At 66.9% G+C, this 19,501-nt stretch carries 14 protein-coding genes; 7 read left to right on the forward strand and 7 right to left on the reverse strand.

Annotated elements, in window-relative coordinates:
- Window positions 1-6: 6 nt before the first annotated feature.
- Genes BMW87_RS13750 through BMW87_RS13765 form a run of 4 tightly spaced genes read right to left on the reverse strand, consistent with a single transcriptional unit; the run spans window position 7 to window position 4,596 of the window.
- Window positions 7-987, reverse strand: a complete 981-nt coding sequence (locus BMW87_RS13750; RefSeq protein ID WP_093077166.1) for an aldo/keto reductase — start codon at window positions 985-987, stop codon at window positions 7-9.
- Window positions 988-998: 11 nt separating this feature from the next.
- Entirely contained in the window at window positions 999-2,033 is a 1,035-nt protein-coding gene (locus tag BMW87_RS13755; RefSeq protein WP_093053814.1) for an ABC transporter permease, read from the reverse strand.
- On the reverse strand, window positions 2,030-3,553 hold the full coding sequence (locus BMW87_RS13760) for a sugar ABC transporter ATP-binding protein (RefSeq protein ID WP_093076860.1): 1,524 nt from the start codon (window positions 3,551-3,553) through the stop codon (window positions 2,030-2,032). Before BMW87_RS13760 ends, BMW87_RS13755 begins: the two co-directional genes overlap by 4 nt.
- Window positions 3,550-4,596 carry a substrate-binding domain-containing protein gene (locus BMW87_RS13765; protein WP_093076861.1) on the reverse strand — a complete coding sequence of 349 codons (1,047 nt, stop codon included), beginning with the start codon at window positions 4,594-4,596 and terminating at the stop codon, window positions 3,550-3,552. Before BMW87_RS13765 ends, BMW87_RS13760 begins: the two co-directional genes overlap by 4 nt.
- Before the next feature lie 181 nt (window positions 4,597-4,777).
- Between BMW87_RS13765 and BMW87_RS13770 the strand changes: the two genes are divergently transcribed.
- From BMW87_RS13770 to BMW87_RS13780, 3 genes are read left to right on the forward strand one after another with little or no spacing between them, the layout of a single operon-like run.
- Window positions 4,778-6,265 carry an FGGY family carbohydrate kinase gene (locus BMW87_RS13770; protein ID WP_093076863.1) on the forward strand — a complete coding sequence of 496 codons (1,488 nt, stop codon included), beginning with the start codon at window positions 4,778-4,780 and terminating at the stop codon, window positions 6,263-6,265.
- On the forward strand, window positions 6,262-8,031 hold the full coding sequence (locus BMW87_RS13775) for a glycerol-3-phosphate dehydrogenase/oxidase (RefSeq protein WP_093076864.1): 1,770 nt from the start codon (window positions 6,262-6,264) through the stop codon (window positions 8,029-8,031). Before BMW87_RS13770 ends, BMW87_RS13775 begins: the two co-directional genes overlap by 4 nt.
- Window positions 8,028-8,783 carry a GntR family transcriptional regulator gene (locus BMW87_RS13780; RefSeq protein WP_093053825.1) on the forward strand — a complete coding sequence of 252 codons (756 nt, stop codon included), beginning with the start codon at window positions 8,028-8,030 and terminating at the stop codon, window positions 8,781-8,783. Before BMW87_RS13775 ends, BMW87_RS13780 begins: the two co-directional genes overlap by 4 nt.
- Before the next feature lie 19 nt (window positions 8,784-8,802).
- On the opposite strand, the gene uvrA is transcribed toward BMW87_RS13780, so the two are convergent.
- Together uvrA and BMW87_RS13790 are read right to left on the reverse strand one after the other, a co-directional pair.
- Window positions 8,803-11,919 carry an excinuclease ABC subunit UvrA gene (uvrA, locus tag BMW87_RS13785; RefSeq protein WP_093053828.1) on the reverse strand — a complete coding sequence of 1,039 codons (3,117 nt, stop codon included), beginning with the start codon at window positions 11,917-11,919 and terminating at the stop codon, window positions 8,803-8,805.
- A gap of 18 nt (window positions 11,920-11,937) precedes the next feature.
- Window positions 11,938-13,326: a chloride channel protein gene (locus BMW87_RS13790; RefSeq protein WP_256216755.1), complete on the reverse strand. Its 1,389-nt coding sequence runs from the start codon at window positions 13,324-13,326 to the stop codon at window positions 11,938-11,940.
- 108 nt (window positions 13,327-13,434) lie between these two features.
- Between BMW87_RS13790 and ssb the strand changes: the two genes are divergently transcribed.
- Window positions 13,435-13,992 carry a single-stranded DNA-binding protein gene (gene ssb, locus BMW87_RS13795; protein ID WP_093076866.1) on the forward strand — a complete coding sequence of 186 codons (558 nt, stop codon included), beginning with the start codon at window positions 13,435-13,437 and terminating at the stop codon, window positions 13,990-13,992.
- A gap of 75 nt (window positions 13,993-14,067) precedes the next feature.
- Here ssb and BMW87_RS13800 read toward each other — a convergent pair whose 3' ends face one another.
- Window positions 14,068-14,838 carry a FadR/GntR family transcriptional regulator gene (locus tag BMW87_RS13800; protein WP_093076867.1) on the reverse strand — a complete coding sequence of 257 codons (771 nt, stop codon included), beginning with the start codon at window positions 14,836-14,838 and terminating at the stop codon, window positions 14,068-14,070.
- A 226-nt stretch (window positions 14,839-15,064) separates the two neighbouring features.
- Between BMW87_RS13800 and BMW87_RS13805 the strand changes: the two genes are divergently transcribed.
- The 3 genes from BMW87_RS13805 to BMW87_RS13815 are packed head-to-tail and all read left to right on the forward strand — an operon-like array spanning window position 15,065 to window position 19,495.
- Window positions 15,065-16,564, forward strand: a complete 1,500-nt coding sequence (locus tag BMW87_RS13805) for an NCS1 family nucleobase:cation symporter-1 (RefSeq protein ID WP_093053841.1) — start codon at window positions 15,065-15,067, stop codon at window positions 16,562-16,564.
- 2 nt (window positions 16,565-16,566) lie between these two features.
- Window positions 16,567-18,021: a dihydropyrimidinase gene (hydA, locus tag BMW87_RS13810; RefSeq protein WP_093076869.1), complete on the forward strand. Its 1,455-nt coding sequence runs from the start codon at window positions 16,567-16,569 to the stop codon at window positions 18,019-18,021.
- A gap of 7 nt (window positions 18,022-18,028) precedes the next feature.
- On the forward strand, window positions 18,029-19,495 hold the full coding sequence (locus tag BMW87_RS13815; protein ID WP_256216756.1) for an aminotransferase-like domain-containing protein: 1,467 nt from the start codon (window positions 18,029-18,031) through the stop codon (window positions 19,493-19,495).
- The last annotated feature ends 6 nt before the right edge of the window (window positions 19,496-19,501 follow it).

Here is a 19,501-nt window from a genome sequence, read left to right on the forward strand (position 1 = left end):
GACGGTTCAGGCCAGCGCGAGCAGATGCCTGCTGGCCGCCGTGTCGATGAGCTGCAGCGCGTCGTCGCGCAGGTGTACCGAGCCGGCGCCCGCGTTCTCGATGGCCTGCTTGCTGACGCGTGCGCCGCACAGCGCCACCGAGACGCTGCCGCGTGCCAGCGTCCACGCGATCATCAGTTGGCCGAACGAGCATTCGAGCTGCTTGCGCAGCGGCTCGATCTCTTCGAAGAAGGCCTTGAGCTTTCCGCGGTTCCCGGCGCTGAAGCGCGGGTTGCTCGCGCGCTGGTCGTCGCCGTTGAACTTGCGCTCGGGGTCGATGGGGCCGGCGAGCAGGCCGAGCGCCAGAGACGAATAGCCCAGCACCGCTACGTTGTTCTCGCTGCACAGCGGCACCAGCGTCTGCTCGATCTCGCGGTCGATCAGGCTGTAGCGCTCCTGCGCCGCGTCGACCGGGCCGTAGCGCAGGTACTCGGCGAGCGTCTCGGGGCTCACGTTGCTCACGCCGATGGCGCGGATCTTTCCCTGCTTCTTGAGTTCGAGCAGCGTGCTCATCGTCTCCTCGACCGGCGTGGTGCTGTCCTGCCAGTGCGTGATGTAGAGGTCGATGTAGTCGGTCTGCAGGCGCTTCAGGCTTTCTTCCGCCTCGTGGATGATCGACTCGCGTCCGAGGTAGCGGTACACCGGGTGGCCGTCTTCTTCAAAGAAGTGCGTTCCCTTTTGCGTGTGCCACACCAGCCCGCACTTGGTGGCGATCACGGCCTCGTGGCGGCGGCCTTTGAGCGCGGTGCCGACGATGCTCTCGGAGCGCCCGAGGCCGTAGGCCGGCGCGGTGTCGATCAGGTTCACGCCCGCGTCTAGCGAAGCCTGTATGGCCAGCACGGCGGCGGCGTTGTCCCCGCCGCCCCACATCCAACCGCCCATGGCCCAGGTGCCCAGGCCGATGGCCGAGCATTCGATGCCCGAAGGGCCGAGCGTGGTCTTCTTCATCGATGCGTTGTTCATCGCTTGGTCTTTCTCGTGTTCATGAGGTGGTCGATGGTCACGGCTGCGAGCAGGATGAGGCCCTTGATCACGTCCTGCCAGTAAGGCGACACGTCGAGCAGGATCAGCGAGCTGGTCACCACCGACAGCAGCGCCAGGCCCAGCACAGCGCCCAGCACCGTGCCCGAGCCGCCCTTGAGGCTGGCACCGCCGATCACCGCGGCGGCGATCACGTTGAGCTCCATGCCCATGCCGAAGGTGGGCGTGGCGGCGCCGAAGCGGGCCGTGTAGATCACGCCGGCAAGACCCGCGGAGGCAGAGCACAGCACCGTGACCCAGAACTTCACGTTGCCCACGCGAATGCCCGAGTACAGCGCGGCCTTCTCGTTGCTGCCCGTGTAGAACACACGGCGCAGCAGGGTGGAGCGGCGCAGCACGAAGTCGCTCGCCACCACGATCGCCAGGAAGATCAGGATCACGGCCGGAATGCCGAAGAGCGTGCCCTGGCCGATGAACTTGAACTCGGCAGGCAGCGAGAACAGCGACTGCGGCGTGCCCTGCGTGAGCGCCAGGCACAGGCCGCGCACGATCACCATGAAGGCCAGCGAGGCGATGAAGTGGTTCAGGCCGATGCGCGTGACGCAGCCGCCGATCATCGCGCCGATCAGCGCGCTTGCGCCGATGGCCACCAGCCCCGCCGTCCACGGGTCGAAGCCCATGAGGAAGAGCTTGCCCGTGACCACCATCGCGAAGCACACGACGGAGCCCACCGACAGGTCGATACCGCCGACGATCAGCAGGATCGTCATGCCCACCACCACGATGCCCTCGATGGAGAACGACAGCAGCATCGCGCGCACGTTGTCCCACGTGAGGAAGTAGGGCGACGCGAAGCTCATGCCCACGCACAGCGCCGCGATGATGAGCAGCAAGCCCATTTCGCGCATGCTGCCGAGTTTGCTGGCGGGTTTCACGGGGCCTCCTCCTCCAGTCTGTGGTCGCGGCTGGAGGCCTGGGGCGGCCCCCGCATCGAGTTGTGCCGGGTAGTTCATGCTGTCGTTTCCTCTTCGCAAAGTCCGGAGGCCAGCCGCAGCAGCGCCTCTTCCGTCATTTCGTTGTCTTGCACTTCACCGGCCAGCCGGCCGTCGCGTATCACCAGCGCGCGGTCGCACAGCCCGATGATCTCGGGCAGCTCCGAAGAGATCACGATCACGCCCACGCCCTGGTTGGCCAGCTCGCGCAGGATGTGATGGATCTCCGACTTGGCGCCCACGTCCACGCCGCGCGTGGGCTCGTCCATCAGCAGCACCGAGGGGTTGGTGGCCAGCAGCTTGGCGATGGCCACCTTCTGCTGGTTGCCGCCCGACAGGCTCGCCACGTCGATGTCGACCCCGTCGGATTTCAGCTTGAGCTTGGTGCCGAGCTCCACGGCCAGCCTGTGTTCGGCCGAGCGTTGAAGCAGGCCGAAGCGCGAACTGACGCGCTTCAGCGCCATCGATGCGATGTTCTGCGCAATGGGCAGGTCGAGGTACACACCGGCTGCCTTGCGGTCTTCGCTGAGGTAGGCGATGCCTTCGCGCAATGCGTCGCTGTACTTGCGGATCGTGAGCTGCTTGCCGCGCAGGCGCACGGTGCCGCGCCGCGCGGGGCGCAGGCCGCACACGGTTTCGGCGAGCTCGCTGCGGCCGGCGCCCATCAGGCCCGCAATGCCGAGGATCTCGCCGCGCTTCAGCGTGAAGGACACGCCGTGCACGCGCTCGCCGTCGGCGATGTCGGTCACTTCGAGTACGTGTTCGTCCGATGCAGGCTCTTCCTGCTTCGGCGGGTAGTAGTTGCCCAGGTCGCGCCCGACCATGCGGCGCACCAGGTCGTCGGCGTTCAGCTCGGCGAGCGGGCCGCTGTGTACGTCGCGTCCGTCGCGCAGCACGGTGACGCGGTCGCCGTGCGCAAAGATCTCGGCCATGCGGTGGCTGATGTAGATGATGCCGATGCCCTGCGTCTTGAGGTCGTGCAGCACCCTGAAGAGAGCGGCCGATTCGTTGTCGGTCAGCGCGGCCGTCGGTTCGTCGAGGATCAGCACCTTGCAGTTCAGCGTGAGCGCCTTGGCGATCTCGATGAGCTGCTGCGTGGAAATGCTCAGGTCCTTCACCAGCGCGGAAGGATCGATGTCCTGCCCCAGTCGCTGCAGCACCTTGGCGGCGCGCTCGTTGAGGCTCGCGTAGTTCATCCACGCTGTTTTGCCGGCGTTGATCTCCGGCATGAAGATGTTCTCGGCCACGGTGGCGTCGCCGCACAGGGCGATCTCCTGGTGCACCAGGCCGATGCCCAGGCGCATGGCGTGCGCCGGGCCGTCGATGACGACCTTCTGTCCGTCGAGCGAGATCGTGCCTTCGTCGGGCTGGTGGATGCCGTCGATGATGTTCATCAGCGTGGACTTGCCCGCGCCGTTCTCGCCGCACAGGGCGTGGATCTCGCCGCGGTGCAGCGAGAAGTCCACGCCCGAGAGCGCACGCGAAGCGCCGAAGCGCTTGCTGATCCCTTTCAGTTCGAGCAATGCGCTCACTGCGTTCACTCGCCGATTCCCTTGGTACCGCGGCGGGCGAGGTACTTGTCCCAGTAGAAGTCGTCGGCGTTGGCCTTGCTGACCACGGCAAGGCCGTTGTCCAGGAAGGGCACGGCCATCGGGTTGGTGCCGTTGCGCTTGGCGTCGTTCATCGGGTCGATGAGTGTCGGGTTCTTCGCAAGGAACAGCATCATCATGCCCATGTAGCCCTGCATGCCCTGGTTCGGGTTGATGGCGCCGAACACGTCGCCCGACTTGATCATGTCGAGGATCTTGGCGTTCACGTCGCAGCACATTACCTTGATGTTCTTCTTGGTCTCGACCTTGGCCTGCGCCGCGCCGAGCGCCGAGTTGGCCTCGGGCATGAAGAGGGCACCCAGGTTCGGGTTGGCTTGCGCCAGGCTCAGCACCGCCTGGTAGGCCTTGTTCGGGTCCTGGTTGCTGGCGGCGCGGCCGACCAGCTTCATGCCCGGGTGCTTGGCCTTCATGCGGTTCACGAATGCGGCGATGCGGCGGTCGTGGTTGTCCTGGCCCGGGTTCTCCAGCACGGCGTATTCGCCCTTGCCGCCCAGCGATGCGGCGATGGCGTCGGCGGCCTGCGTGCCTTCGCGGTCGTTGTCGGACGTGATGAAAGAGGTGCGCTTGGAGTTCGGCGAGTCGGCCGCGAAGGTGACGACCGGGATGCCCATCGCCGCCGCGCGGTTGATCGGCTCGATGAACGGGTCGGGGTTCATCGGGTGCAGCAGGATGCCGGCAGGCTTGCGCGCCAGCTCCTGCTCGAACGATGCGAGCTGCTTGTTCACGTCGTACTCCGGCGTGCCGGTGTAGCGGGTGCGAACGCCCAGCGTGCGGCCGAGCTGCTTCATCATTTCGTAGACCGGAAACCAGTACTCGACCCCCGACACCATCACGTTCATCACGTAGACGTCGCTGGGGTTGCCGCGCAGTCCGCCGCCCGCGGCGGGTGCCGCGGCCTGCTGCTGCGCGAATGCGCTGGCGCCGGCCAGGCCGATGCCGGCTGCCGCGGCGGACTTCAGGAAATTACGCCTCATTTTTTGTCTCCTCACGTTGGGTGGGCTCAGCTTGCAATGCTGCTTTTCAGGGCAGCGCTTTGATCCTCTGCGTCACGACAGTTGTTATGACAGGCTAGAATGTACGCGCTGCCCGTTTGACGGGATAACTAGGGGAAACGCTACTGGCAACGCGCTTTTATTCCGCCGAAGCTGTTATGACATGAAGCCAAACATACTGATCGGCATCGACATGGGGTCGAGCAGCCTGAAAGCCCTGGCCCTCGAAGCCGGGAGCGGCCGCTCCATCGCCCTGTCCCGAATGCCACTGCCGCACGACCGGCTGCCTGGAGGGGGATGCGAAGTGGCCGCGACAGCGATCCGCGCGGCCCTGACCCACGTGCTGCGCGACGTCGCCCATCAGCTCGGCGCCCGCGTGGCCGAGGTCCGCGCCATCGGCTGCACGGGCCACGGCGCGGGGCTCTATGCGCTCGATGCGCGCAACGAACTCGTGGGCGGGCGGGCCGTGGCGTCGACCGACCAGCGCGCCGATGCGCGTGCACGTTCGCTCTCACTGGGCCATGGCGACGCTCTGTTCGCGGATGTCGGCTGCAGGCCGTGGCCGGGGCAGCCCACCGTGGTCGCGGCCGAGCTGCTGGGCACTGATGCCGTGCAGCGCGGGGCGGTGCGCCGGCTGCTGTTCGCGAAGGACTATCTCGGCTTTCTGCTGACAGGCGAGATCGCGACCGATGCCAGTGATGCAAGCACTGCCGGGTTGGTGTCGATCGCAACGGGCACGTGGTCGCAGGCGGCCTTCGATGCATCGGGCATCGCGGACCTCGGGCCGCACGTCTTCGGGCCGCTGGTGCCGAGCGGCGAGGTCGTCGGCAAGCTGCGGCCTTCCGAAGCCGCGCTGTGCGGCCTGCCCGCCGGCATCCCCGTGGCGATGGGCGCGATCGACCTGCTCGCCTCGATGACCGCGATCTGCGCGGAAGGGCGTGCCCGCGCGGTGTCGGTCTTCGGCACCTGGTGTGTGAACGCGGTGATCGGCCCTGTGATCGAGCCCAAGCCCGATGTTGCCGCCGTCGTGAACTTCGGCCGCGAGGACAAGCGGCTCTACATGGAGAACAGCCCGTCGTCGATGGCCAACATCGCATGGCTGGCTGGCGTGCTCGGGTTGCCCGATTCGCGCGCTGTCGTCGACCTGGCGATGTCGGTGCCGCTGGGCGCGGGCGGCCTGCGCTTCCTGCCCTTCGTCAACGGCGGTGGCGGCGTGACGGCGGGCTTCGTCGGGCTCAAGAGCCACCACACGCGCGGCGACATGGCGCGCGCGGTGGTCGATTCGGTCGCCGCGCTGCACGCGCGGCACACCGCGCGCCTTGCAGCCTGCGGCCTGCCCGTGTCCGCATCGACCGTGCTCGGCGGCGGTGCGAGCGACACGCGCCTCGTGCGCCTGCTCGCCGGCTTCCTGGCTCACCCGGTCGAACGCTGCGCCGACGACGAAACCGGCGCGCGCGGCGCAGCCATCTACGCCGCCATGTCGCAAGGCATCGACCACGCCGCGCAGGGCAGCGCCTTGCTCGCACCCTGCGACACGGTCGAACCCGATGCCGCCGAGGCACGCGCCCATGCCGATTTCAACGCCGGCTTCAACGAACTGATCGACACCATGTCTCCTGTGTTTTCCCATCTGTCGGGAGCTGCGAAATGAGCGCCTGGCAACTGCCTTTCGTGCGTCCGGCTTCGCTGGCGGATCGTCATTTCTCGACAGTGATCGTCGGCGCCGGCATCAACGGCGTGGGCGTGTTCCGCGACCTGTGCCTGCAGCGCGTCGATTGCCTCATCGTCGACAAGGGCGACTTCAGCGCGGGTGCCAGCAGCGCGCCCTCGCGCATGATCCACGGCGGCCTGCGCTACCTGGAGAACGGCAGCTTCTCGCTGGTGGCCGAAGCCACGCGCGAGCGCAACCTGCTGCTGCGCAACGCGCCGCACCTAGTGCAGCCGCTGAAGACGGTGGTGCCGCTGTCGAGCTTCTTCGGCGGCCTCATGAGCAGCGCGCTCAAGTTCTTCGGCCGCACGCCGCCGCAGCGCACGCGCGGCTTGCTGGCCGTGGCGGCGGGCCTGCGCCTGTACGACCTGCTGGGCCGCCGCCAGCGCGTGATGCCCAACCACCGCATCAGCCGCGTGCCGCAGAACGACCGCAGCCTGTTCCGCGCCGCGGTGCGCTGGACCGCCACCTTCTTCGATGCGTGGATCAGCCACCCCGAATGGTTGATCCTCGAACTCATCGGCGACGCCTGCCGCGACCAGCCGCGCTCGGCCGCCGCCAACTACTGCCGCGTGATGGGCTGCGCGGGCAACATCCTCACGCTGCGCGACGAGATCACCGGCGCGCTGGTGCGCGTGACGGCCGACACCGTGGTGAATGCCAGCGGTGCGTGGCTCGACCGAAGCACGGCCGTGCTCGGCGGCGCGGGCTCACGCGTGATGGGCACGAAGGGCTCGCACCTCGTGCTCGACCACCCCGCGCTGCGCGATGCACTCGAAGGCCGCATGGCTTACTTCGAGGCGGTGGACGGGCGCGTGTGCATCGTCTATCCCTTTCTCGACCGCGTGCTGGTGGGCTCCACCGACATTCCGGTGGATGACCCCGATCAGATCGGCACGGAGCCCGAAGAGGTCGACTACCTGCTCGACGTGCTGGCCGAGGTGTTCCCGAACCTCTCCTTCGGGCGCGGCGACGTGGTCTACACCTATGTCGGCGTGCGGCCGCTCGCACGCTCCGACGCCGACAAGCCGGGCCAGATCTCGCGCGACCATTCGGTGGTGCTCGACCCGCCGAATGCGACGCGCGACATTCCCATCGTCGGCCTCGTCGGCGGCAAGTGGACGACCTTTCGTGCACTTGCTGAAGAAGCCACCAACGAAGTGCTGCAGCAGCTGGGCCGCCCGCGCACCGCATCGACCGAACTGCTGCCCATCGGCGGCGGTGCGGAGCTGCCTGCCGATGCACAGGCGACGGAGCGCTTCGTCGATCGCATGGTTGCCACCTCCGGCCTGGGCCGCACGCGCGCACAGGTGCTGCTGCGCCGCTACGGATCGAAGGCGCTGCCGCTGGCGCAGCGCCTCGGTGCCTCGGGCGACGTGCCGCTGCAGCACGCGCCCGATTACTCGGTTGCCGAACTCTCGTACCTCTGCCTCGAAACCGGCGTGGTCCATCTCGACGACCTCGTGATCCGCCGCACGCTGCTGGCGATTCGCGGGCTCGTCACCGATGCCGCGCTGGCTGAAATGGCTGGCATCGCAGCCGAGGCGCTCGGCTGGGACGCAGCGCAGGCGCACCACGAACTGCAAGCCTGCTCCGCCGCCCTGCGCGAGCGCCACGGCGTGCGGCTTTCGCCGGTGGTGGCCGATGCGCCGCCGTCTTTCGATGCATCATTGATGACTCCTCAGGCCTTGGGCCAGCCCTCAACGTGAACTCTTCGACCGAAACTTCGACCGTGCTCGACCGCGACTCCGAGTCGCCCCTGTGGGCCCAGTTCCGCGATGCGCTTCGACTGCAGATCCTGCAGGGCGCGCTGCCCATCGGCGCCAAGCTGCCGTCCGAAGCCGAGCTCGGCGAGCAGTTCGGCATCTCGCGCATCGTGGTGCGCGAGGCGCTGGCCGACCTGGTGCGCAACAACCTCATCTACAAGATCAAGGGACGCGGCGCGTTCGTGTCGGCACGCGAGCGCGACGAGGATTTCGTCTCTACCGTGCTCGGCTTTTCCGACGAGATGGAGCGCAAGGGCCGCTCGGTTCGCACGCAGATCCTCACGCAGGAACTGCGCGCGCCCACCGAGCAGGAAGCCGCGTCACTTGGGTTGAGTGATGACACGCAGGTGGTCGCGCTGAAGCGCCTGCGCAGCGTGGACGGCGAGCTGCGCCTGCTGGTCGAAACCGTGGTGCCCGCCGACCTTGCGCCGGGCCTACACCGCACGCGCCTGGACGACCGCTCGCTGTACGACGTGCTGCGCCGCCAGTACGGCCTGCGCCTGGTGCGCGCCGAACGCTGGATCGATGCGGTGCTGCCAGACGCCGAGACCTGCCAGCTGCTGAACCTGCCGCAGCCCGAGCCGCTGCTGCGCATCGAATCGATCGCCTACGGCGCCAACGGCCGGCCGCTGGAGCATTACCGCGCGCTCCACCGCTGCAAGACCAGCCGCCTGCACGTGCAGACGACGACCTGAGGGTGATGACGATAAGCGGCTACAGCAGCCGCTTCAGATAGCGCCCCGTATGGCTCGCCTCGTTCGCCGCGATGTCTTCCGGCGTGCCTTCGCCCACCACCATGCCGCCGCCGGCGCCGCCTTCAGGGCCCATGTCGATCAGCCAGTCGGCCGTCTTGATGACGTCGAGGTTGTGCTCGATCACGACGATGGTGTTGCCCGCGTCGCGCAGCTGGTGCAGCACCTTCAGCAGCAGCTCGATGTCTGCGAAGTGCAGGCCGGTGGTCGGCTCGTCGAGGATGTACAGCGTGCGACCGGTGTCGCGCTTGCTGAGCTCCAGCGCCAGCTTCACGCGCTGCGCCTCGCCGCCCGACAGCGTGGTGGCCGACTGGCCGAGCTTGATGTAGCTCAGGCCCACGTCGAGCAGGGTGCGCAGCTTGCGCTCGATGGTCGGCACGGCCTTCAGGAACTCGTGCGCGGTCTCTACCGTCATCTCGAGGATCTGCGCGATGTTCTTGCCCTTGTACAAAACCTCGAGCGTCTCGCGGTTGTAGCGTTGGCCGTGGCAGACCTCGCAGGGCACGTACACGTCGGGCAGGAAGTGCATCTCGACCTTCACCACGCCGTCGCCCTGGCAGGCCTCGCAGCGCCCGCCCGCCACGTTGAAGCTGAAGCGGCCCGGGCCGTAGCCGCGCTCGCGCGCGGTGTTGGTCTCGGCCATCAGCTCGCGGATGGGCGTGAACAGGCCCGTGTAGGTGGCCGGGTTGCTGCGCGGCGTGCGGCCGATGGGGCTCTGGTCGACGTTGATGACCTTGTCGAAATACTCGATGCCCTCGACCGATTCGTGCGCAGCCGGTTCTTCGTGCGCGCGGTACAGCGTGCGCGCCACTGCCGTGTAGAGCGTGTCGTTCACCAGCGTCGACTTGCCCGAGCCCGAGACGCCCGTCACGCAGGTCAGCAGGCCGACCGGGAAGGCGACGCTCACGTTCTTCAGGTTGTTGCCGGTGGCGCCGACGACGCGAATTTCCTGCAGGTCGGTCTGCGTGGCCAGGTGAGCAGCCTCGCGTGCGGCGCGGCGTTCGGCCGCGGGGCTCGGCGGAAAGCGCGAGGCCTTCTTGCCTTCGTTGAATGCAGGCTTGCTCACCACGGGCAGCCATGCGGTGCGGTGCTTCGGCACTTCGATCTTGCGCGTGCCCGACAGGTACTGGCCGGTGAGCGAGTCGGGGTTGGATGAAACCTCGGCATACGTGCCCTGCGCCATCACGCGCCCGCCGTGCACGCCCGCGCCGGGGCCCATGTCGATCACGTGGTCGGCGGCGTGGATCATGTCCTCGTCGTGCTCGACCACGATCACGCTGTTGCCGATGTCGCGCAGATGCTTCAGCGTGCCAATGAGGCGGTCGTTGTCGCGCTGGTGCAGGCCGATGCTGGGCTCGTCGAGCACGTACATCACGCCTGTGAGGCCCGAGCCGATCTGCGACGCAAGCCGGATGCGCTGCGCCTCGCCGCCCGAGAGCGTCTCGGCGCTGCGGTCCAGGCTCAGGTAGTTCAGGCCCACGTCGTTCAGGAATTTCAGGCGCAGGCCGATCTCGCGCACCACCTTGTCGGCGATGTCGGCCTTGGCGCCGCGCAGCTTGAGCGTGTGGAACCAGGCGAGCGAATCGCGCAGCGTGAGGCGGCTGAGCTCGAAGATCGCCATGCGCGGCGGTTCGCTGCCGTCGGCCGGGCGGTTCGATTCGTCGACCAGGAACACGTTGCGCGCTTCGGGGCGAAGGCGCGAGCCACCGCAATCGGGGCAGGGCTGCAGGTTGCGAAAGCGCGCGAGGTCTTCGCGCACCATCACCGAATCGGTCTCGCGGTAGCGCCGCGCCATGTTCGGGATGATCCCCTCGAAGGGATGCTTCTTCGTGAGCTTCTTGCCCGCGAAGTTGCCCGATTCCATGGTGTAGTTGAACTTGATCTCCTCGGCGGCAGAGCCGTGCAGCAGCACCTGCTGCACCGAGGCCGGCAATGACTCGAAGGGCGCGTCGACGTCGAACTTGTAGTGCTTCGCGACGCTCTCGATCATGCTGAAGTAGTAGCCGTTGCGGCGGTCCCAGCCCTTGATGGCGCCGCTGGCCAGCGACAGCGAAGGAAAGGCCACCACGCGCGCCGGGTCGAACACCTCGCGGTGGCCGAGGCCGTCGCAGCTGGGGCAGGCGCCCACGGGCGAGTTGAACGAGAAGAGGCGCGGCTCCAGCTCCGACAGCGAATAGTGGCAGATCGGGCAGGCGAACTTGGCGTTGAACAGGTGCTCTTTATCAGCCGCACCCTCGGCGCCCAGCTCGAGCGCAATGGCGCGGCCTTCGGCCAGGCGCAGCGCAGCCTCGAAGCTCTCGGCCAGGCGCTGCTGCATGTCGGCGCGCGCGCGCAGGCGGTCGATGACCACGTCGATGTCGTGCTTCTCGGTCTTCTTGAGCTTGGGCAGGTCGTTGTATTCGTAGGTCTGCCCGTCCACGCGAAAGCGCACGTAGCCGGCCGCCTGCATCTCGGCGAAGAGTTCGAGGAACTCGCCCTTCTTCTCACGCGCCACGGGTGCCAGGATCATCAGGCGCGGCTCGCCGGGCAAGGCCAGCGTGGCATCGACCATCTGCGAGACCGTCTGCGCTTGCAATGGCAGGTGGTGGTCGGGGCAGTAGGGCGTGCCGGCGCGGGCGTACAGCAGGCGCAGGTAGTCGTGGATCTCGGTCACCGTGCCCACGGTGGAGCGCGGGTTGTGGCTGGTGGCCTTCTGCTCGATGCTGATGGCGGGCGACAGGCCCTCGATCACGTCGACGTCGGGCTTGTCCATGAGCTGCAGGAACTGCCGCGCATAGGCCGACAGGCTCTCGACGTAGCGCCGCTGCCCTTCGGCATACAGCGTGTCGAAGGCCAGGCTCGACTTGCCCGAGCCCGACAGGCCGGTGATCACCACCAGCTTGTTGCGCGGGATGTCGAGATCGACGTTCTTCAGGTTGTGGGTGCGCGCGCCGCGGATGCTGATGCGCTGCTGCGCGAGCACTGCGCCGAGGTAGGTGGCGCGTTCGCGCTCCGCATCGCGTGCGCTTTCGGCGTCGGCTGCGGTGTCTTCAGTGGATATTGAATTCAAGGGGGCGATCGTCCGAGGGCAACCGGACATGATAGACCGCCGCGCATTTCATGGCGAGTGGCCGGGCTCTGCAGGCCTGGGTGGATGCACCGGCCCGGTGCTGCCCCCGCTGCCCGTACTGCCCGTACTGCTCATGGCCCGGCCGACCATGTGCTCGGCCAGCGTGTCGTACAGCGGGCGGCTGATCATCCGCGAGACCAGGCTGGCCAGCATGGCCGCGGCCATCAGGCTCAGCACCATCGAGTGGCCGTCGACCATCTCCATGACGATGATGAAGGCGGTGAGCGGCGCCTGCGTCACCGCCGCCAGGAAGCCGGCCATGCCCATGGCGATGAGCGCCGGCCCCTGGTCGCTGCTGGCCAGCCGGGCCACTGCGTCGCCGATGCCCGCGCCGATCGACAGCGACGGCGCGAAGATGCCGCCCGGCACGCCGCACCAGGCCGTGAGCCAGGTTGCGATGAACTTGAGCACGGTGTAGAGCGGCGTGAGCTCGTCGTGGCCCTGCAGCATCTGCTTGACCGCCTCGGAGCCCGCGCCGAAGGTGACGCCGCCCGTCGCCAGCCCGATGACGGCCACGGCCAGCCCGCCGCAGGCCGCGAACCGCACCGGAAAGCGCGCCCGCCAGCGGTTGAAGCGCCCCGCCGCGCCCGTGAGCGAGGCGATCAGCAGCCGCGCGAACAGCCCGCCGGCCGCGCCGCTCAGCAGGGTGACCAGCAGGCCGGGTCCGAGCACGTCCCAGCCCAGCCGGGGTACGCGGATCACGCCGAAGTAGCTGGTATTGCCGAAGGCCGACACCGCCACCAGGCCCGCCAGCACGATGGCCGTGATGATCAGGCCGCTGGAGCGCGCCTCGAGCCGGCCCGACAGCTCCTCGATGGCGAAGACCACGCCCGCCAGCGGCGCATTGAAGGCGGCCGCGATACCGGCCGCTCCGCCAGCCACCAGCAGCGCCCGCCCATCGATGGTGGTGTTGGGCGAGAGCCAGCGGCGCGCATGCTGCATGACCCCCGCCGCCACCTGGACCGAAGGCCCCTCTCGCCCGATCGAAAGGCCGGCCGCGAAGCCCGCCGCGCCCAGCCCGATCTTGGCGACCGTGAGCCGCAGCGAGGCAAAAACGAAGCGCCGCTCTTCGGGCAGGGCCGGATTCAGGGCCGCCTTGATCTGCGGAATGCCCGAACCGCCTGCGCCGGGGAAGAAGCGCAATGTGAACCAGACGATGCCGGCCGTGAGCAGCGGTGTCGTCAGCAGCACCGCCCAGGGCCAGGCGGCGTAGAAGTGGTGGAATTCGCCAAAGACCCGGTCGCTCGCCAGCGTGAAGCCCACCACGAACAGCCCGGCTGCGATGGCGTAGCCCAGCACGATCGCCCGGTCGAGCCAGACGCGGCCGTTCGACAGCTCGGCGCGCAGATGCTCGAAAAAGTCTGGTTCGCGGTTCATCGGAGAGGCCCATTCTGGCACCTGGCGGGAGTGCGGCCGATCGCCTTGGGGCACAATCGAGGGTTCTTCTCAACCTCCTCCTTCATCTACTTATCAGGGGCAGTGCATATGGCATCGGTCAATAAAGTCATCGTCGTCGGCAATCTGGGGCGCGACCCCGAAATGCGTACCTTCCCGAGCGGCGACCAGGTCGCGAACGTCACAGTGGCCACCACCGATCGCTGGAAAGACAAGCAAAGCGGCGAAATGCGCGAAGCCACCGAGTGGCACCGCATCGTCTTCAACGGCCGCCTGGCCGAAATCGCCGGCCAGTACCTGCGCAAGGGCTCGCAGGTGTATGTCGAAGGAAGCCTGCGCACGCGCAAGTGGACCGACAAGGACGGCATCGAAAAGTACACCACCGAAATTCGCGCCGACCAGATGCAGATGCTCGGCAGCCGTCAGGGCCAGGGCGGCCCGTCGGGCGGTCCCGAGGACGACGGCGGCTACTCGCAGGGTGGCGGCGGTGGTTATTCGCAAGGCGGCAATGGCGGTGGTGGTGGCGGCGGCGGTTACGCCCCGCGCGCGCCGGCAGCCGCTCCGCGCGCTGCGGCGCCGGCTCCGCGCCAGGCACCGGCCAAGTCGTCGTCGGGCTTCGACGACATGGACGACGACATTCCGTTCTGATCCGGACCTTCGCAGGTTCACAAGCAAAGAGCCGCTTCCCGAAAGGGAGCGGCTCTTTCTATTTGGGCAGGCCAGTCACGCGTGGCGCCGACCCGCGGGCATCAGCAACTGCTGCACGCCGACGTGCACTTCCATTTCGTGCATGTGCGTTTCGGCATCGACCATGTGCTCGGTCATCAGGCGGTGCACGGCGTCGGCATCTTCATCGCGGAAGGCCTGCAGCAGCCTGGTGTGAAAGCCCAGGTTGGCTTCGCCGAAGTGGCGGTGCTCCCACGCATTCTTGTAGACCATGAGGTCGCGCAGCAGGTCGTTGAGAAAGCGGCACATGAAGGCGAGCAGGGCGTTGGGACACTTGTCCGCCAGCAGGTTGTGAAACTCCAGCTCGGCGACGCGTTGTGCACGCAACTCGATGTCGTTGCGAGGCTCCTGCTCGCACAGGCGGATGGTCTGCTCGATCAGGTCCAGTTGCTTCGCGTCGAGCCGGCCGACGACGCTGACCGCGAGTTCGGGCTCCAGGATCTTGCGCAGCTGGTAGATGTGATGCCCGTCCAGGTGGTGGAAGTGCAGGAAGTTTCTCAGCGGCTCTGATGCGTGATCCAGCGAGACCTGCTGGAGATAGGCGCCGCCGGCCGGGCCTGTGCGCGTCTTGATCAGGCCGCGCACTTCCAGTGCCTTCAATCCCTCCCGCATGGTGCTCTTCGAGACGCCGAAAAGCTCGACGAGCTCTTTCTCGTTCGGTAGCCGGTCGCCCGGCTGCTTGCGCTCCGTAACGATCCAGCGCTTCACGTCTTCGACGACGAGGTCCGAGAGCTTGGGGCGTTTTCTTGCGCGTTGACCAATGGGCATGCCCTGTTCCTTGGGGAAGCTCCCGAGCGGAGCCGATCGCCCATGATAAATCGATGCAATTGAATGCAATTGAGTCAAAAACATGCGCAATAGGCCGGTGATCGGGCTTGTTCGGGCATCGAACTTGCTATGTAATGCTCCTATTTATATGTTTTATACGGATAAATAGTAGACATATCGAAGAAGCTCGATTCCCAGCCCACGTGACTCTCTCAAAGGAAAAATCATGAAATCAAGCGAACCTTTGCAAGCCCACTCGAGACTCTGGAACGACGACCTGGCGCCCACGCGGCCCGAGCAGCGCACCTGGCGCTGGTATCACTTCGCCGCGCTCTGGGTGGGCATGGTGATGTGCATTCCCGCCTACACCCTTGCCGCCGGTTTGATCGAGTCCGGCATGTCCTGGTCCGAGGCCGTCGGCACGGTCTTCCTGGGCAACTTCATCGTGCTGATCCCGATGCTGCTGATCGGGCATGCGGGCGTGAAGTACGGCATTCCCTACGCGGTGCTCGCGCGTGCCTCGTTCGGCACCCGGGGCGCCCGCATACCGGCGCTGCTGCGTGCGCTCGTGGCATGCGGCTGGTACGGTATCCAGACCTGGTTCGGCGGGATGATGATCTACACGCTGGTCGGCGTGCTGATCGGCCATCCGCTCGAAGGCGAGAAGATCGCCTGGCTGGGCATCAACTTCTTCCAGCTGGCGAGTTTCCTCGTCTTCTGGGCGCTCCAGTTCTATTTCGTCATTCACGGCATCGAATCGATCCGCAAGCTCGAGACGTACACGGCGCCGCTGAAGATCCTCATCTGCTTCGTGCTGCTGGCGTGGGCGCTCAACCGCGCCGGAGGCCTGGGCCCGATCCTGCAGCAGCCATCGCAGTTCGTCGAAGGCGGCAAGAAGGCGGGTCAGTTCGCAGCGGTCTTCTGGCCGTCGCTGACGGCCATGGTGGGCTTCTGGGCCACCCTTGCGCTGAACATTCCCGACTTCACGCGCTTCGCGAAATCGCAGCGCGACCAGATCGTCGGGCAGGCGGTCGGGTTGCCCGTTCCCATGGGGCTGCTCGCGGCCCTTGCGGTGGTCGTCACCTCCGCCACGGTTGTGATCTACGGCAAGGCGATCTGGGACCCGGTCGACCTGGCCAGCCGCATGACGGGCGCGGCCGTGCTCATCGCGCTGATCGTGCTGCTGGTCGATACCGTCAGCGTCAACCTGGCGGCCAACCTGGTGGGCCCGGCCTACGATTTCTCGGCGTTGAATCCGCGGGCCATCTCGTACCGCACGGGGGGCTACATCACGGCCGGTATCGCGGTCGCGATGATGCCGTGGAAGCTGCTCGAATCCACGCAGGGCTACATCTTCACGTGGCTGATCGGCTACTCCGCGCTGCTCGGGCCGATCGCCGGCATCCTGATTGCCGACTACTACATCGTCCGCCGCACGCAGCTGCAAGTGAACGACCTGTACAGCGACCATGGCGAGTACCGGTACAGGAACGGGTGGAACCCTGCTGCAATCGCAGCGTTCATCGCCGGTGTCCTGCCCAATCTCCCCGGGTTCCTCAATGCGGCGCTGCCGAGCGTCTTTCCGACCGTGCCCGAAGTCTTCAAGACGATCTACACCTACGCATGGTTCGCGGGCATCGCCATCTCGACCGTCGTGTACGTTGCGTCGATGCGGCTGCAGAAGCAGGCGACGGTGCCGCAACAGACCAGGCCTTCGGAGGCTTGAGCATGACGAACGCGCTCTTGATCCGAGGCGGGATCGTCGTCAACGCCGACTGGGAGTTCACAGCCGACGTGCTGTGCGTCGAAGGGCAGATTGCCGCCATCGGCGCCGATGCCGCACGCCAGGCGCCGGCCGGCGCGGTGCAGCTGGACGCTTCCGGGCAGTACGTGCTGCCCGGCGGCATCGACCCTCACACGCACATGCAGCTGCCGTTCATGGGCACGGTCACGATGGACGATTTCTTCACCGGCACGGCCGCGGGCCTGGCCGGCGGGACCACGACCATCCTCGACTTCGTGATCCCCAACGCGCAGCAGTCCCTGATGGAAGCCTATGGCACGTGGAGGGAATGGGCGCGCAAGTCCGCCGCGGACTACGGCTTCCACGTCGCCATCACCTGGTGGGACGAGAGCGTGCACCGCGACATGGGCACCCTGGTGAATGAAGAAGGCGTGAGCAGCTTCAAGCACTTCATGGCCTACAAGAACGCCATCATGTGCGACGACGAGATCCTGGTGAAGAGCTTTCGCCGCGCACTCGAACTCGGTGCCATGCCCACGGTGCATGCCGAGAACGGCGAGCTTGTCTACTTTCTCCAGCAGGAGCTGGCCCGCAAGGGCGTAACCGGACCCGAGGGCCACCCGCGGTCGCGCCCGCCCGCGGTCGAGGCCGAGGCGGCCCAGCGGGCCATTGCCATCGCCGACGTGCTGGGCGTTCCCCTGTACGTCGTGCACGTGTCCTGCATGGAGGCCGCCGACGCAATTGCGCGCGCCCGCGCGGCCGGGCAACGGGTCTACGGCGAAGTCCTTGCAGGCCACCTGGTGGTCGAGGAGAGCGTCTATCGCGCGCCAGACTTTGCCAGCGCTGCTGCACACGTGATGAGCCCGCCATTCCGCTCGAAGGCGCACCAGGAGTTTCTGTGGCGCGGCCTCCAGTCGGGCAGCCTGCAGACCACCGCGACCGATCACTGCACCTTCTGCGCGGCCCAGAAGGCCGCCGGAAAGGACGACTTCGCCAAGATACCGAACGGTTGCGGCGGCATCGAGGAACGCATGGCCGTGATCTGGGACGCTGGCGTCAACTCCGGTCGGCTGACGCCCAGCGAATTCGTCGCCGTCACATCGACCAATGCGGCCAGGCTCTTCAACCTGTATCCCCGCAAGGGCCTGATCGCCCAGGGGGCCGATGCCGACCTCGTGCTGTGGGACCCGCAGGCCTCCAAGACCCTTTCGGCGGCAACGCAGCACTCCAGGGGCGACTTCAACATCTTCGAAGGACGCACCGTGCGCGGCATTCCGACGCACACGATCAGCCAGGGGCGCGTGGTGTATGCCAACGGTGACCTGCGCGCAGAGCGGGGCGCGGGCCGCTATCTGCCGCGCCCTGCATTTGGTGCCAACTTCCAGGCGCTCGACAAACGTGCAAAGCAGCAGTTCGCTCCAATGGCGGCGAAGCCTTGAGCAGGCTGTGCTCGAACCCCGGCGCTGCGCGCAAGCCATGGCCGGTGGGGACGCAGTGGAGCTGAGCGACCATGGGTTGAAGCTCTCCATCGATCGCCGCAAAGGCCGCGCAAGCTCGCTGGTCAGCCAGCTTGTGGACGGCATTGCCGAGGCGATCGGGCAGCGCAAGATTCTGTCCGGCGAGAAGCTGCCATCCGTGCGGCAGATGGCAATGCATCTGCAGCTCAGCACCTTCACCATTGCACAGGCGTACCAGCGGCTGGTGTCGCTCGGCATGATCGCGTCGCGCCCCGGCGCCGGATTCATCGTGGCGAGCCAGGTCACGATGGAGCCTGCACCGCAGCCGCGCGTGCCACCGTCCGGCCCCAACGATGCATGGCTCCTGTCGGAGGTGTTCTCCGACCAGACGGCGTCCATCAAGGCCGGCTGCGGGTGGCTTCCATCGGGCTGGCTCGACGGCATCGAATTCGGTCGGGCCTTGCGATCGCTGAGCCGCACCATGAAGAGCCAGGTCGGCGGGTACGGCCAGCCCTTCGGCGATGCCAGCCTGCGGTCGCGCGTGGCCTTCGAGCTGGCGCGCTTCGGCGTGCCTGCCGACATCAACTCGGTGCTGATCACGCAGGGCGCCACGCAGGCCATCGACCTCGTCATCCGCTTTCTCCTCAAGCCAGGCGACGTCGTCGTGGTCGAGGACCCCTGCTATTGCAACCTGCTCGAACGGCTGAAGCTGGCGCGCGTGCAGCTGCTGTTCGTGCCTCGCACGCCGGCCGGCCTGGACACCGACGTGCTGGAGGCCCTGGTGCAGAAGCACAAGCCCAAGGCCCTCTTCGTGAGCTCCGCGCTGCACAACCCCACGGGCACGTCGATCACCTTGCCGATGGCCTACAAGGTGCTCCAGATTGCGCAGCGCACGCAGATGCTCATCGTCGAGAACGACGTGAGCCGGGGGCTCGCTCCGCCCGACACACCGATGCTGGCCGCCATGGCGGGCCTCGGGCCGGTCATCCACATCGGCGGATTCTCAAAGACCATTTCGCCGCTGCTGCGCGTGGGCTTCATCGCGGCCGATGCGGCCACCCTGGAAGCGCTGGTGCACCTGAAGATGGTCACGGGGCTCACTTCTTCCGCGGTCACGGAAAAGGCCGTTCACCAGATTCTTGTCGACAGCGCCTATCGCCAGCATCTCGAACGGCTGCGCCATCGCCTGGCGGATGTGCACACGCAGATCGAGCGAAAGCTCTGCGCTGCCGGCGTGGAACTGTTCCATCGCCCGCGCGGAGGCCTTTTTCTCTGGGGGCGCCTGCCGATCGATCCTGCCGAGGCCAGGGAAGTGACGGCACGCGCACTCAGGCAGGGCATCTGGCTCGCCCCGGGCATGTACTTCAGCGCATCGGACACCGCCAGCGCCTGGTTCCGTTTCAACGTGGCCTATTGCGACACGGACAGGTTCTGGCAGTTCCTGTCCGCGCTATGAGCGCGT

The sequence above is a fragment of the Variovorax sp. OV084 genome, assembly GCF_900111625.1.
Lineage (GTDB): Bacteria > Pseudomonadota > Gammaproteobacteria > Burkholderiales > Burkholderiaceae_C > Variovorax.